Annotated in this window: 13 protein-coding genes and 1 pseudogene; 3 read left to right on the forward strand and 11 right to left on the reverse strand. The window is 71.9% G+C overall.

Annotation, left to right across the window (positions count from 1 at the left end; all coding sequences use genetic code 11):
* Positions 1-116: 116 nt before the first annotated feature.
* Together ACFPP6_RS10775 and ACFPP6_RS10780 are read right to left on the reverse strand one after the other, a co-directional pair.
* Complete coding sequence (locus ACFPP6_RS10775) at positions 117-524, reverse strand: pyrophosphohydrolase domain-containing protein (RefSeq protein ID WP_382039555.1); 408 nt, start codon at positions 522-524, stop codon at positions 117-119.
* Between the two features lie 282 nt (positions 525-806).
* Positions 807-1,082 carry a DUF1876 domain-containing protein gene (locus ACFPP6_RS10780; RefSeq protein ID WP_382039558.1) on the reverse strand — a complete coding sequence of 92 codons (276 nt, stop codon included), beginning with the start codon at positions 1,080-1,082 and terminating at the stop codon, positions 807-809.
* Between the two features lie 141 nt (positions 1,083-1,223).
* Between ACFPP6_RS10780 and ACFPP6_RS10785 the strand changes: the two genes are divergently transcribed.
* Together ACFPP6_RS10785 and ACFPP6_RS10790 are read left to right on the forward strand one after the other, a co-directional pair.
* Positions 1,224-2,147, forward strand: coding sequence for a phenylalanine 4-monooxygenase (locus ACFPP6_RS10785; protein ID WP_382039561.1), 924 nt, complete (start codon positions 1,224-1,226; stop codon positions 2,145-2,147).
* A 239-nt stretch (positions 2,148-2,386) separates the two neighbouring features.
* Positions 2,387-4,306, forward strand: a complete 1,920-nt coding sequence (locus ACFPP6_RS10790; RefSeq protein ID WP_382040131.1) for a S9 family peptidase — start codon at positions 2,387-2,389, stop codon at positions 4,304-4,306.
* Here ACFPP6_RS10790 and ACFPP6_RS10795 read toward each other — a convergent pair.
* The 5 genes and pseudogenes from ACFPP6_RS10795 to ACFPP6_RS10815 form a co-directional block, all read right to left on the reverse strand.
* Positions 4,230-5,072: pseudogene (locus ACFPP6_RS10795) on the reverse strand (SURF1 family protein); the annotation flags it as partial. The gene ACFPP6_RS10790 and the pseudogene ACFPP6_RS10795 sit on opposite strands and share 77 nt — an antisense overlap.
* A 112-nt stretch (positions 5,073-5,184) precedes the next feature.
* Positions 5,185-6,252, reverse strand: coding sequence for an anti-sigma factor (locus ACFPP6_RS10800; protein WP_382039564.1), 1,068 nt, complete (start codon positions 6,250-6,252; stop codon positions 5,185-5,187).
* Positions 6,249-6,908 carry a SigE family RNA polymerase sigma factor gene (locus tag ACFPP6_RS10805; protein WP_336004131.1) on the reverse strand — a complete coding sequence of 220 codons (660 nt, stop codon included), beginning with the start codon at positions 6,906-6,908 and terminating at the stop codon, positions 6,249-6,251. Before ACFPP6_RS10805 ends, ACFPP6_RS10800 begins: the two co-directional genes overlap by 4 nt.
* A 281-nt stretch (positions 6,909-7,189) precedes the next feature.
* On the reverse strand, positions 7,190-8,296 hold the full coding sequence (locus ACFPP6_RS10810) for an aspartate-semialdehyde dehydrogenase (RefSeq protein ID WP_382039568.1): 1,107 nt from the start codon (positions 8,294-8,296) through the stop codon (positions 7,190-7,192).
* The gene (locus tag ACFPP6_RS10815) at positions 8,293-9,564 is read right to left on the reverse strand and encodes an aspartate kinase (RefSeq protein WP_058045511.1); all 1,272 of its coding nucleotides are present in this window, start codon (positions 9,562-9,564) and stop codon (positions 8,293-8,295) included. Before ACFPP6_RS10815 ends, ACFPP6_RS10810 begins: the two co-directional genes overlap by 4 nt.
* 331 nt (positions 9,565-9,895) lie before the next feature.
* Between ACFPP6_RS10815 and ACFPP6_RS10820 the strand changes: the two genes are divergently transcribed.
* Entirely contained in the window at positions 9,896-10,264 is a 369-nt protein-coding gene (locus tag ACFPP6_RS10820; RefSeq protein ID WP_382039571.1) for a darcynin family protein, read from the forward strand.
* Positions 10,265-10,291: 27 nt separating this feature from the next.
* On the opposite strand, the gene ACFPP6_RS10825 is transcribed toward ACFPP6_RS10820, so the two are convergent.
* The 4 genes from ACFPP6_RS10825 to recR all read right to left on the reverse strand — a co-directional run bounded on the left by ACFPP6_RS10825 (position 10,292) and on the right by recR (position 13,940).
* The gene (locus ACFPP6_RS10825; protein WP_382039574.1) at positions 10,292-11,356 is read right to left on the reverse strand and encodes a helix-turn-helix transcriptional regulator; all 1,065 of its coding nucleotides are present in this window, start codon (positions 11,354-11,356) and stop codon (positions 10,292-10,294) included.
* A 177-nt stretch (positions 11,357-11,533) separates the two neighbouring features.
* Positions 11,534-12,559, reverse strand: a complete 1,026-nt coding sequence (locus tag ACFPP6_RS10830; RefSeq protein ID WP_382039577.1) for a methyltransferase — start codon at positions 12,557-12,559, stop codon at positions 11,534-11,536.
* A gap of 132 nt (positions 12,560-12,691) precedes the next feature.
* Positions 12,692-13,348: a DUF5063 domain-containing protein gene (locus ACFPP6_RS10835; protein WP_382039580.1), complete on the reverse strand. Its 657-nt coding sequence runs from the start codon at positions 13,346-13,348 to the stop codon at positions 12,692-12,694.
* Positions 13,341-13,940 (reverse strand): recombination mediator RecR, encoded by a 600-nt coding sequence (recR, locus tag ACFPP6_RS10840; RefSeq protein WP_382039583.1) that lies wholly within the window; start codon positions 13,938-13,940, stop codon positions 13,341-13,343. The genes ACFPP6_RS10835 and recR overlap by 8 nt, the downstream gene beginning before the upstream one ends.
* Between the last annotated feature and the right edge of the window lie 53 nt (positions 13,941-13,993).

Here is a 13,993-nt window from a genome sequence, read left to right on the forward strand (position 1 = left end):
TTCGCTGTGAGCGGCTGGTGTACGTGCGGGTGTATGTGCGGGTGTACGGGCGTGCGTTGCGTGTGTACGTGATGGGGTGCGGGTCCGGGCCGGCTCAGGACGGCGTCAGGCCGACGTCATCCCCCGGACCGGTCCGGCCAGCCCTGGCTGCGCAGGACCGCGGACACGTCCGGTGCCCGGTAGTGCTCTCCCTTGAGCACCTTTCCGTCGGCCCGGCGGGACGCCTGGCCGTCGGGGCCCAGCTTGGTCATGTTCGAACGGTGGATCTCTGCGATCACCGCGTCCAGGTCGATGCCGTGCACGAGGGCCGTGCCGTAGGCGACGTAGACGACGTCGGCCAGCTCGTGCGCGAGCTTGTCGAGCGGGCCTTCGACGGCGACCTCGGCGACTTCGGCCACCTCTTCGGCCAGCAATTCCTGGCGGTGGGCGGCCAGATCGGCGGGGACCTCTGTGGGGATCGTACGTGCATCGAGCCCGAAGGCGAGGTGGAACTCGCGCACTGATGAGGCAGGTGAAGGCTTCATCCGCCCGAGCCTACGAGTTGGCGAGTCGGCGGACGTCCAGGACGGACGCTGCTGCAGGGGCGGACGGCCTCTCAATTCACCTCGCACTGCCGACAATTCGGGTGCGGACTTGAGCCGCCTTTCGTCACGGTATCCAGAAACCCGCCCCGGTGCGGAGCCGGGGCGGGTTTCTACGGCCGGGAGGCCGGGTTCGGGAACATCCGGGTTCGGGAAGCGCCTGGATTCGGGAAGCGTCCGGATTCGAAACGTCCGGATTCGAAGCGCCCGGTCCGGGTTCAGGGGCTAGCCGAGCGATCCCTTGACCGGCTGGTGGGTGTGCGACTCGATGTCGCGGGCCGCGTTGTCGAGCAGCTTGTTGGTGAGGTCGGAAAGGGCGCGGGCCGCCGCGAGTTCGTCGCCTATGGCGGGGTCGTTCTGGTCGGCCGGATTGCACCGGGCGACGCCATGACCCACCAGCTGCCGCTCCCCGCCCTTGCCGATCAGCGTGGCATCGGCGGTGACCTTACGGCCCTCTTCGGTGATGTCGATCTGGGCGTTCCACGCCGTTTTGGTCGTCATGGCAAACCTCCTGTACCAGAGCGCAGAGCACACACCTGGGCCCACTGTCCACGCTGGCACCGGTAGGGCTCCGCCGCATCTCAGGGCCCCACCCGAGCGGAGGAGGTTACCCTCTGCTCTCCCCTGGGCACCCTGTGTTCCATGAGTCAACTCTGGTCACGCACGCCGGTGACGCCGGGAGGCAGGCTCGGCCCGGCGGCGCAGCACCCGGGGCGGTGCGACAGCCGGTACCTGCAGCGGCGGAAAACCCTGGTGGAGCTGGCCCGCGGGCACCGTGTCGGCGACCCGTCGCCGACGGTGGACTACACCGAGGACGAGCACGCGACGTGGCGCACGGTCCACGGCGCGCTGGGCAGGGCGCACCGGGCGCACGCCTGCCGGGAGGTGCTGGACGCCGCGGAGGCGGCCCCCGTGCCGGCCGACCACGTACCGCAGCACGCGGAGGTCGGGGCACGGCTGAAGCCGCTCACGGGGTTCGAGTTCACGCTCGCGGGCGGGTTCGTGGAGAACCGGCGCTTCCTCGGGTCGATGGAGCGCGGCTACTTCCACGCCGTGCAGTTCGTCCGCCATCCGTCGGTGCCGCTGTACACGCCCGAACCGGATGTGATCCACGACGTGTTCGGCCACGGCATCCACCTGGCGTCGCCCGGCTTCGCCGAGCTCTACCGCATGTTCGGCCGCACGGCGACGCGGCTGACCACGCCCGAGGCCCTCGACGTCATCAGCCGCGTGTACTGGTTCACGCTGGAGTTCGGCGTGATGGGGGAGAAGGGGGCCGAAGCCGGGGCGGGAGCGGGTTCCGGCTCGGGCGGCGTCAAGGCCTACGGTGCGGCGCTGCTGTCCTCGTACGGGGAGCTGGAGCGGCTGGGCTCGTGCGAGGTCCGGGAGCTGGACGTCCGGGCCATGGTCGCCACGCCCTACCGGGTCTCGGGCTACCAGCCGGTGCTGTTCGGGGCGCGGGGCATGAACCACCTCGCCGACACGCTCGCCGGGTTCCTGGAGGACTTCGACGACGACACGGCCGACCGGCTGGGCCTGCGCCCGGTGCCGGGCGACCGGTCCTGAGCCCGCGCCCGGGCGGAAGGGACCCGTCCGCAACGGAGTTATCCACAGGCTGCGGCCGCCCTCGGCGCGATGTCCCCGCTCCGTCGCAGAATGGGGCCATGACTGAGAGCAACGGGTCCGAGCAGAGGTCCGGGCAGAAGGACGAGGGGCCCGCCGTCGCCCCCCAGGGCACGGCGGCGGTGCCGGATGCGGCGGCGGCCGAGCCGGGCGCAGCGACCGTGCCGGATGCGGCAGCGACCGTGCCGGATTGGGAGAAGCGCTTCCGGGCGCCGCGCGTCGGGCTGCCGAGATGGGCGAAGGACGCCCCCGACCGCGCGCTGTTCGTGTCCAACGTGACGGGCACCTTCGAGGTGTACGCGTGGGACCGCGCCACGGGCACGCAGCGCCAGGTGACCGACCGGCCGAACGGCACGACGGGCGGGGTGCTGCCGCCCGACGGCGAGTGGATCTGGTGGTTCGCCGACAAGGACGGGGACGAGTTCGGCGTGTGGATGCGCCAGCCCTTCCACGGCGGGGCCGACGAGCCCGCCGTGCCCGGCCTCGAGCCCTCCTACCCGGCCGGCCTGGCCCTGGGCCGGGACGGCACGGCCGTGGTCGGCCGTTCCACGGACGAGGGCGGGTCGACGGTCCACGTGGCGCGGCCCGGTGCCGAGCCCGTGGAGATCTACCGCCACGCCGAGTCCGCGGGGGTCGGCGGCATGTCGTACGACGGCACGCTCATCGCGATCGAGCACACCGAGCACGGCGATGCGATGCACTCGGCCGTCCGCATCGTGCGCCCGGACGGCAGCACCGTCGCCGAGCTGGACGACACCCGCGGCGGCACCGAGGAGCTGGGCCTGGCGGTCATGGGCTTCGCGCCGGTGCCCGGGGACTCCCGGCTGCTCGTGGGGCACCAGCGGCGGGGCCGCTGGGAGCCGATGCTGTGGGACGCGGCCACGGGCGAGGAGACGGCCCTCGCCGTCGACCTGCCGGGCGACCTGGACGCCGGCTGGTATCCGGACGGCTCCGCGCTGCTCGTCGAGCACAGCCACCAGGCCCGCAGCGAGCTGTGGCGCTACGACCTGGCCGATTCCTCGCTGACCCGCCTGGACACCCCCGTGGGCACGGTGTCGGGCGCCCTGCCGCGGCCGGACGGCAGCGTGGAGTTCCTGTGGTCCTCGGCGGCCGAGCCGTCGGTCGTGCGGTCCACGAGCGGGCAGGTCGTGCTGGATCCGCCCGCGCTGCCGGGCGGGGTCGGCCGGGCCCCGCGGTCCGTGCCGGTCCGGGACGTCTGGGTGGACGGGCCGGGCGGCAAGGTGCACGCCCTGATCCAGGTGCCGGAGGGCACCGGGCCCTTCCCCGCGGTCTTCGACGTCCACGGCGGCCCGACCTGGCACGACAGCGACGCCTTCGCCGCGGGCCCCGCCGCCTGGGTCGACCACGGCTACGCGGTCGTCCGGATCAACTACCGCGGCTCAACAGGCTACGGCCGCGCCTGGACGGACGCGCTCAAGCACCGGGTGGGTCTCATCGAGCTGGAGGACATCGCGGCGGTCCGGGACTGGACGGTCTCCGCGGGGATCGCCGACCCCGCGCGGCTGGTGCTGGCCGGCGGGTCGTGGGGCGGCTACCTGACGCTGCTCGGCCTGGGCACCCAGCCGGACGCCTGGGCGCTGGGCCTGGCCGGCGTGCCCGTGGCGGACTACGTGACGGCCTATCACGACGAGATGGAGGCCCTGAAGGCCCTGGACCGCACGCTGCTGGGCGGCACCCCGGAGGAGGTGCCGGAGCGCTACGCGGCGTCCTCCCCGCTGACGTACGTCGACGAGGTGCGGGCGCCGGTCTACATCTCCGCGGGCATGAACGACCCGCGGTGCCCGATCCGGCAGATCGAGAACTACGTGGAGCGGCTGGAGGGCCGCGGCCACCCCCTGGAGGTCTACCGCTACGACGCGGGCCACGGCTCCCTGGTGGTGGAGGAGCGGATCAAGCAGCTCCGGCTGGAGATCGCTTTTGCGGAGCGTCATCTGGGCCGTCCTGCCCAGGACCCTCAGGAGTCTGCCCAGGACCGTCAGGGGTCTGCCCAGGACCGTCAGGGGTCCGTGCCGAGCCGTCCGAAGTCTGCCCCGAGCCGTCCGGAGTCTGCCCCGCAGCATCCGGAGCCCGCTCCGGAGTGATGCCGAGGGCCAGGTCGCGCGCGGCCTCCGCCTCCCGGCGGAAGAGCCTGGCCCACATGAACAGCACGAAGCCGGCGAAGACGAACCACTCACCGGTGTAGCCGAGGTTCTGGAAGGCCTTGAGGTCCAGGCCGCTGTTCGGGGCGGCGGCCGGGGGCACCGGGGTCATGGCCCCGTCCGCCTCGGTGGCGGTGATCCACGCGTCGTACACCCCGTACGGCACGAGGTTGACCAGTGAGGCGGCGCTGATCACGCCGACCTGGCCCTCGGGCAGGCCGCCGCTCGCGTGCACGCCCTTGGAGCCGGGGCTCTCCGAGGACTGGAGGGCGCCGGTGACCGTCACGCGGCCGGCCGGCGGGGCGGGCACCCCGGCGGTGTCCGCCTTGGAGGCCGCGTCGCCGGGCAGCCAGCCCCGGACGACGGGGAGGGCCTTGCCGTCGTCGGTGCGCAGCAGGGTCAGCACGTAGAAGCCCCGGCGATCGTCCAGGCTCCGCTCCGGCACGAGCAGCTGGTGCCCGGTGTCGTAGCGGCCGGAGGCCGTCGCCCGGCGGCCGGTGGTCTCCGTCGTCACCGGGAGGAGGTCGCGCAGGGGCTCGGCCCCGGCCTTCCCGGCGTCTTCGGCCTGCGTCTGCTGCTCGCGGTGCGAGTCGACGCGCGTTTCGAAGCGGCCGAGCTGCCAGCTGCCCATGAAGAGACAGAAGGGGATGGCCACCACGGTGAAGACGTTGATCGCCCACCAGCGGGGAGTCAGCAGGAACCGATACACACCACCACGGTACGGGCACGCCCGCCGGGGCGGTCACCGCCCCCTGCCGGGGGCGCCACCGGCACCGCCGCCACCGTCGGCTCGGGCGTCACGCCAGGCATCACGAAAGGCGTCAGCTCGGGGTGACGATCGGACCCGTCCGGTAGACGGTGCCGGCGCACGCGTCGTCGATCTTGGCGTCGGCTATGGCCGGCTCGCCGACGTCCGGGGTGTGGCTGAGCACGATGCTCGGCGGCGGCGTGGGCGGAGGCGAATCCGGCGCGCTCGGCTGCTGGGCAGCCGCCGTGCCACTGGCCGGGGAGGCGCTGGCGCCGCCACCGCCCGCGGAAGGCGCCGGAGAGGCCCCGCCGGTGTTCTTGGCGCAACTGTTGCGCGTGCCGTCGGCCGTCGGGATCCAGGCGAACTTCACCTCGTACGCCTGCCCGGGCTGGAGGATGACCTCGCTGGGCTCGGTCGTGGGGTCGGGCAGGCCGGTCGCGGCGTCGCCCGGCGTGTGGTCGACGACGGAGACGCGCCCGCTCTCGGCGCTGCCCCGCGGGCTCGCGGCGACGGTCCCGGGCCCGCCCACCGTGCAGACGGCACGGGAGACGTTGACCACGCGGAAGGCGCCGTACACGCGGCCGTCCCGGTCGGCGGGGCCGACGGAGCCGCTGCCCTTGCCGAGCTGGTCGCGGTCGCAGATCGGGGAGACGGCGGCGAAGGTGTTCGTGGGCGCGGGGAGGTTGCCCGCGGGGGAGGAGGCGGCGGGCTTGGGTTCGTTGCCCTTGCTCCCCTCGTTCTTGCGCTGCTCCCGCTTCTCGTCGTGGTTCCGGGCCTCGCCCTCCTCGGGCCGGCCGCCGCCGTCGCCCACCCTGTCGGGCTCGGCGCCCGGCTCCTCGGGGGTGTGCTGGGAGCTGGCCGTGTTGGCGTGGCGCTCCTCGACCTCGTCACCGGTGGTGGCGACGTGGACGACCGCGGGCAGGGCGGTTCCGCCGAGGATCAGCGCGGCCGCGGCGCCCACGAGGGCGTGCCTGCGGCGGGTGCGCCGGGCCGGCACGGCGCGCCGGATGTGCTCCAGCGCGTCGGGAGCGGGCTCGATGTCCTCGACGGCGCCCTGCAGCAGCTGCCGGAGCGCCTGTTCGTCCATGCCGCCGCCACGCTCGTCGTCGGGACCGGGCCCGTCGTAGGGGGGGCGGTTCATGCCGGGGCCTCCATGGCGACGCGGAGCGCCGCGATACCCCGCGACCCGTACGCCTTGACCGAGCCGAGCGAGAGACCCAAGGTCTCGGCGACCTGGGCCTCGGTCATATCGGCGAAGTAGCGGAGGACGAGGACTTCACGCTGCCGGCGTTGCAGTCCGCGCATCGCTTTGATCAATTGGTCGCGCTCCAGCTGTTCGTACGCTCCCTCTTCGGCGCTCGCCATGTCGGGCATCGGCTTGGAGAGCAGCTTCAGCCCGAGGATGCGGCGGCGGAGCGCCGAGCGGGACAGATTGACGACAGTCTGCCTCAGATAAGCGAGGGTCTTCTCCGGGTCCCGGACCCGGCCGCGCGCGGAGTGCACCCGTATGAAGGCCTCCTGGACCACGTCCTCGCAGGAGGCGGTGTCGTCGAGGAGCAGCGCGGCAAGGCCGAGCAGGGAGCGGTAGTGGGCCCTGTAGGTCTCGGTGAGGTGATCGACTGTGGTGCCCGCTGCCATTGCTTCGTCAGCGTCCCCCCGCTGGGGCGGGAGCTGGGCGGCGGTGCGGGCGGCCGGCCAGGGAGCGATCACCGGCATGCCGCCCGACGGGTGCGAACGCGGACGCAGTGCGCTGCCGCCGCGCCTCGGGGCGGTTGCGATGCTGATGACCTCTGCCACGCCTGTTGGACACGCTTCCCCCCGTCAGGGTTGTACACGCGAGGCGCCGCGTCTGACGATGCGCCGCGTGACGATGCGTCATATGCCCTCATGCGTACCAGCTCTTCCTCAATGCCCCGGTTCTGTTGCCGCCCTGAGAGACGGCAGCAAAGACGCCCCCCGGCCGCCGGCGGTTGCAGTGGGCGGGGAGCGCATCGTCGAACACTTCATCTGCCCAGTTCAAGAGGTCTGGACCAACGACTTGATCACAGGACCTTCAAGACCTTCACCACTTCTCCAGATTAGGGAGTGCTCAGCTCTGCCGCCACGCATTCGGCGACCTGAGCCGTGTTCAACGCCGCCCCCTTGCGCAGATTGTCACCGCATACGAAGAAGTCGAGCGCCTTCGGGTCGTCCATCGACCGGCGCACCCGCCCCACCCAGGTCGGGTCCGTGCCCACCGCGTCGGCGGGCGTGGGGAACTCCCCCTCGGCCGGGTCGTCCACCAGCACGACCCCCGGCGCGCTCGCCAGGATCTCGTGCGCCTGCCCGACCGTGACCTCGTTCTCGAAGCGCGCGTGCACGGCCAGCGAGTGCGTGGTGATCACGGGGACCCGTACGCACGTCGCCGCCACCCGCAGGTCCGGCAGCCCCAGGATCTTGCGGGACTCGTCGCGGATCTTCAGCTCCTCGGAGGACCAGCCGTCCTCCCGCAGCGAGCCGGCCCAGGGCACCACGTTCAGCGCGAGGGGGGCCGGGAAGGGGCCCAGGCCGTCACCGACAGCCCGGCGCACGTCGCCGGGCTGCGTCCCGAGGGAGGAGCCGGCCACGGCGGCCAGCTGCGCCCGCAGCGTGTCCACGCCCGCCTTGCCCGCCCCGGACGCCGCCTGGTACGAGGAGACGACCAGCTCGCCGAGCCCGAACTCGGCGTGCAGTGCGGCCACCGCGACGATCATGGACAGCGTGGTGCAGTTGGGCGTGGCGACGATGCCGCGCGGGCGCACCCGCGCCGCGTGCGCGTTCACCTCGGGCACCACCAGCGGCACGTCCGGATCCATCCGGAAGGCGGCGGAGTTGTCGACGACGACCGTGCCCTTGGCCGTCGCGATGGGCGCCCACCGGGCGGAGACCTCGTCCGGCACGTCGAACATGGCGACGTCGACGCCGTCGAAGACCTCTTCGCTCAGCGCGACGACCTCGGTCTCCTCGCCGCGCACGGTGAGCCGGCGCCCGGCCGAGCGCGGGGAGGCGACGAGACGGATCTCGCCCCACACGTCCGCACGCTGCGAAAGGATCTCCAGCAGGACCGTGCCGACGGCGCCGGTGGCGCCGATGACGGCGAGCACCGGCTTACGGCCCGTACCGGCACCCGGGCGGGTGGCGGTACGGGCCGCGGGGCCGGCGGTCATCGCCCGGTGCCTCCGTAGACGACGGCCTCGTCGTTCTCGCTGTCCAGGCCGAAGGCGGAGTGCACCGCCCGGACGGCCTCGTTCACGTCGTCGGCGCGGGTGACGACCGAGATGCGGATCTCGGAGGTCGAGATCAGCTCGATGTTCACCCCGGCGTTCGACAGGGCCTCGAAGAACGTCGCCGTGACGCCCGGGTTGGTCTTCATCCCGGCGCCGACCAGCGAGATCTTCGCGATCTGGTCGTCGTAGCGCAGCGAGTCGAAGCCCACGCGCTCCTTCGTCCGCTCCAGCGCCTCGACGGCCTTGCGGCCCTCGGTCTTCGGGAGGGTGAAGGAGATGTCGGTCAGGCCGGTGGACGCCGCGGAGACGTTCTGCACGACCATGTCGATGTTGATCTCGGCGTCCGCGATCGCCCGGAAGATCGTCGCGGCCTCACCCGGCTTGTCCGGCACACCGACGACCGTGACCTTGGCCTCGGAGGTGTCGTGCGCGACGCCCGAGATGATCGCCTGCTCCATCGGCTGGTCCCCTTGCGGTTCGTTGCTGACCCAGGTGCCCTGGAGCCCCGAGAAGGACGAGCGCACGTGGATCGGGATGTTGTAACGGCGTGCGTACTCGACGCAGCGGTGCAGCAGCACCTTGGAACCGGAGCTCGCGAGCTCCAGCATGTCCTCGAACGAGATCCAGTCGATCTTGCGGGCCTTCTTCACCACCCGCGGGTCGGCCGTGAAGACCCCGTCGACATCGGTGTAGATCTCGCAGACCTCGGCGTTCAGCGCGGCGGCCAGGGCGACGGCGGTGGTGTCCGAGCCGCCGCGGCCCAGGGTCGTGATGTCCTTGCTGTCCTGGGACACGCCCTGGAAGCCGGCCACGATCGCGATGTTGCCGGAGTCCACGGACTGCTGGATGCGGCCCGGCGTGACGTCGATGATGCGCGCCTTGCCGTGGACCGCGTCCGTGATGACACCGGCCTGGCTGCCCGTGAAGGACTGCGCCTCGTGGCCGAGGTTTTTGATCGCCATCGCCAGCAGCGCCATGGAGATCCGCTCTCCGGCGGTCAGCAGCATGTCGAACTCACGACCGGCAGGCATCGGCGAAACCTGCTCGGCGAGATCGATCAACTCGTCCGTCGTGTCACCCATCGCGGAAACCACGACGACCACCTGGTGGCCGTTCTTCTTGGCTTCCACGATTCGCTTGGCAACCCGCTTGATGCCTTCGGCATCGGCAACGGAGGAGCCTCCGTACTTCTGCACGACAAGGCCCACGTGCGCTCCTCGCAGCTCTGTGTAATGCGGTCGGCTCAGTCTAACGAGCGGTCGGAATCAGCCATGCCGATATCGCATGGTGAGACGTGTCGACCGCGCCATGATCGCGGACGGTGCTCCCTCGGACCGCCCGCGGTCGCTTCTTCCCTCAAAGGCCCGAGCCACTCACTTTGTGAGCTGCACCATACGGGGCTCCGCGCCCGGCTGCGCGCCGACCCCGGCGTCGGCGAAGGCAGTGCGGCGAGGCGGTGTCGCTGATGCGCCATCGTCTGGCGCAATCCCGGCAGCGTTCCGCGCCCCGTTGGGCCCGGGCATCCGGGAGATTCTTCCCATGCGCTACACCATCGTTCTCAGCTACGCCTTCAGCCCCGCCTGGCTCAGGCTCTCCCGCGACGAGCGGAACGCCCTGCGGGAGCAGTGCATCCAGCCCGTGCTGGCCGAGTACGCCGACCGCGTCTCGGCGCGGTTCTTCGACGCCGAGGCGTTCCATGCCCGGCACACCGACTTCGCGCTGCTGGAGACCGCGGACCTGCAGGCGTACTACCACCTGGTCGAGGAGCTCCGCGACACCCCGCTGATCGGCGACGGGTACCTCGCCTTCACCGACATCAGGATCGGCATCGAGGACGGCTACCGCACCTTCGAGGCACCCGCCACCCGGGAACTCGCTACGCGGGAACTCGCTGTCCCTGCCCCGTGACGGTCCCGTGCCGGGACCCGCGGCGGCCTAAAGCCAGCCGCGCTCCTTCGCCCGTACGGCCGCCTGGAAGCGACTGCCGGCGTCCAGGTGGGCCAGGACGTGGGCGACGTACCGCTGGAACGTCCGCAGGGAGACACCCAGTTCACGGGCCGCGACCTCGTCCTTGTCGGCTCGCAGGAGTGCGTTCAGCACCCGTTTGTCGAGCTCGGACAGCGGGCAGTCGCCACCGCCGTCCACGGCGGCCACGGTGGCCACGTCCGCGGCCGACTGCCAAGTCCGCTCGAAGAGGTCCACGAGGCCGGCGACCAGCCCCGGTTGGCGCACGACGACGGCACCGCGCCGGCCCTCGCTCGGGTCGAGCGGCGCGACGGCTCGGCTCCGGTCGTAGACGGCCATCCGCTGCACCGGTTCCTCCACGCAGCGGATCTGCGCCCCCGCCGATCGGAGCTCATCCAGATACGCCCTGGTCAGGGCGTCCTGAAGGGCCTCGCGCACGACGATCAGCCGGTACGACAGGCCGCGGCGCAGGCAGCGCATGTCGAGCGGGCGGGCCGCCTCGATGTTCCAGGCCCGCCACGGCGCGCCGGGGTGGATCGCCATGACCTCGCGGTACGCGAAGAAGCTCAGTTCGTCGAGCCGGTCCCAGACCTCCTGCCGACCGGTGACGTGCTCGATGTCCGCCGCCGGAGCCCGTACGCCCTCTCCTTGCCGGAACTCCTGTCCCAGCTCGGAGACCGCTGCCCTCGCCGCGTCCGCCTGCTGCATCTGCGTCCGCAGGCCGGCCAGGACGTCCTCGACGAGCCGCTCGACGCCGATGGCCGGGTCGACGGCCGCGAAGCCGTCCGAAAGGCTGTCCGAAAGGCTGTCCGAAAGGCTGTCCGCGGAGCTGTCCGTGGAGCCGGCCGCGAAACCGTCATCGTGACCGTCACCCGCGCCGCGGGCACGCACCAGACCGAGCCCGGTCAGCCGCTCCAGGGCGGCGCGGACCTCCGATCCGGCCAGCCCCAGCGCCTCGCCGATCGCCCCCGCGGTCTCCCGCTCCCCCTTCAGGAGGCAGCGGTAGATCCGTTCTTCCCTCTCGGTGACTCCCAAACAGCCCAGGAGCTGCCCACGGCGCACGTCATCCCCCCCACCCACACGTCTCGGCAGCCCGGACGGTCGGGTCAGGCCGGAGCCTGATCGTGACATGGACGCCGACGGGGCCGGGCCGATGGGGGGCGAGGGCCAGGCCGACGGGGGCTGGGCCGACGGGGGCCAGGCCGACGAGGGCTAGATCGCCGCCGCCTCGATGATCGAGGCGAAGGTCTCCGTGGCGATGATCCGGTTCACCCGGAACCCCGCCTCGCCGAGCAGCGCGCGGAACTCCTCCTCCGTCCGCTCCCGGCCCCTCAGGCAGGCCAGCATGATGAGGTCCAGCCCCTTGGAGAAGTGCGGGTCGTTGCCCGGCGGCAGGATCGCGTCCACCGCCAGCAGCGTGCCGCCGGGGGCGATCGCCGTGCGGATCGCGCGCAGGATGCGCAGGCAGTCCTCGTCGTTCCAGTCGTGCAGGATGTGCTTCAGCAGGTAGACGTCGCCGCCGGGCGTCACGGCCTCGAAGAAGCTCCCGGCGTCCGTGCGCCAGCGGCCCGCGGTCTCCTTGACGTCCAAGAGGTGCGCGGCGACGGTCTGTTCCTGGTCGAACAGGACCCCCGACAGCCCGGGGTTGCGGGTGAGCACGGCCCGCAGGAAACCGCCCCGGCCGCCGCCGACGTCCACGACCGTGCCGGTGGCCGGAAACGTGTACGCCTCGGCGACGACCTCGTCCTCCGGGCCGGACATGGCGGCCATGCCCGTGTCGAACCGGGTCTGCGCCTCCGCGTCCGTGTGCAGGTAGTCGAAGAACGGCATGCCGTACGCCGCGTCGAACGGCGTCTCGCCCGTCCGCAGCGCGTCCTCGAAGCCCGCGGCCGAGCGGCGGAAGACCTCCTCGGTGAGCCAGATCATCCCGCTGTGCGCCGAGCCGGGCACGTCCGTACGGAGCAGCTCGGCGGACGGGGTGAGGCCGAAGGCGCCGTCCCCGTGCTCCTGGAAGACGCCGCGCGTGGCCAGCATCCGCAGTAACCGGCGCAGCGTCGGGCCGTGCAGGCCCGCGCGGCGGGCGAGCTCGTCGGGCTGCAGCGGGCCGCCGGCGAGGTGGTCGGCGACCCGGTGGACGGTCACCGCGCGCAGCGCGGAGGCGTGGAAGAGGCCGAAGGCGACCTCGCTCAACTGGGCTGTCAGAGCGCCGAGGTGGCCGGTGCCGGGAGTGACGTCCATGTCCTCATCCCCTCGTGTCGGGTCTGCCTTGCAGGCTACGAGGGGAGGGAGGACGAAAACGTCGAATGCTCAACTATGGCTGAAGTGCGCTGCGTACAGCGCACTTCAGCACGTGGGGTGCCGGGCAGGCCTTCAGACGCCGCGCAGGCCCAGCGGGCCCGCGATCTCCGCCTCCATGACGCGGCCCGCCTCCTCGGCGAGCTGCTCCTCCGTGGCCGCGGAGTCCGTGTCGAGGTCGCCCAGCTCGTCCAGCGGCTGGTCCAGGCGGACGTGGGCGACCAGGGACTGCAGGGCGCGGAGGGCGGCCGAGGCCGTCGGGCCCCAGTTGGACAGGTAGGAGAACTGCCACCACCACAGGGCCTCGCTGACCCGGCCGTCGCGGTAGTGGGCCATGCCGTGCCGCAGGTCGGTGATGATGTCGGCCAGGTCGTCCGAGATCCGGCAGGCGACGGGGGCGGAGCGCGGCACGTACGGGTCGAAGACCTCCGAATAGACGTCCACGGGGTCGAGGAGCCGTGCGAAGCGCTCCCGCAGCTCGTCGACGTCCGGCTCGGGGCCCACGTCGGGCTCGTACCGCTCGTCGGGGAGGAAGTCCTCGTGCGCGCCGAGCCTGCCGCCGGTCAGGAGGAGCTGGGAGACCTCCAGCAGCAGGAAGGGAACGGCACTGTCGGGCTCATCGCCGCGCGACACCTCGGCGACGGCGACGATGAAGCTCTCGATGGAGTCCGCGACCGAGACCGCGAAGTCGTCGGGGTCGCGCTTGGCGTCGTGCAGCGTTGCGTCAGACATCGAGAAGTCGTCTCCCTTCGAAGGCACGCCCGAGCGTGACCTCGTCGGCGTATTCAAGGTCTCCCCCCACGGGGAGGCCGCTGGCCAGCCGCGTGACCTTGAGCCCCATGGGCTTCACCATGCGGGCGAGGTACGTGGCGGTGGCCTCACCTTCCAGATTGGGGTCGGTGGCCAGAATCAGCTCGGTGACGGTGCCGTCCGCGAGCCGGGCGAGCAGCTCGCGGATGCGCAGATCGTCGGGACCGATGCCCTCGATGGGGCTGATCGCCCCGCCGAGCACGTGGTAGCGGCCGCGGAACTCTCTCGTCCGCTCGATGGCGACGACGTCCTTGGACTCCTCCACGACGCAGATCACCGAGGGGTCGCGGCGCGGGTCCTGGCAGACCCGGCACCGCTCCTCCTGGGCGACGTTGCCGCAGACCGCGCAGAAGCGGACCTTGGCCTTGACCTCGGTCAGGGCGTGGGCGAGCCGGCGGACGTCGGCCGGCTCGGCCTGGAGGATGTGGAAGGCGATCCGCTGCGCGCTCTTGGGACCGACGCCGGGCAGCCTGCCCAGCTCGTCGATGAGGTCCTGGACCACGCCTTCATACACGGATCGAATGCTCCTTCTCGGGCTTCTTCAGCTGTGGTGGGGGTATGGCAGGT

Origin of the sequence: Streptomyces aureoversilis (genome assembly GCF_042657885.1) — a bacterium.
GTDB classification, from domain to species: Bacteria; Actinomycetota; Actinomycetes; order Streptomycetales; family Streptomycetaceae; genus Streptomyces; species Streptomyces aureoversilis.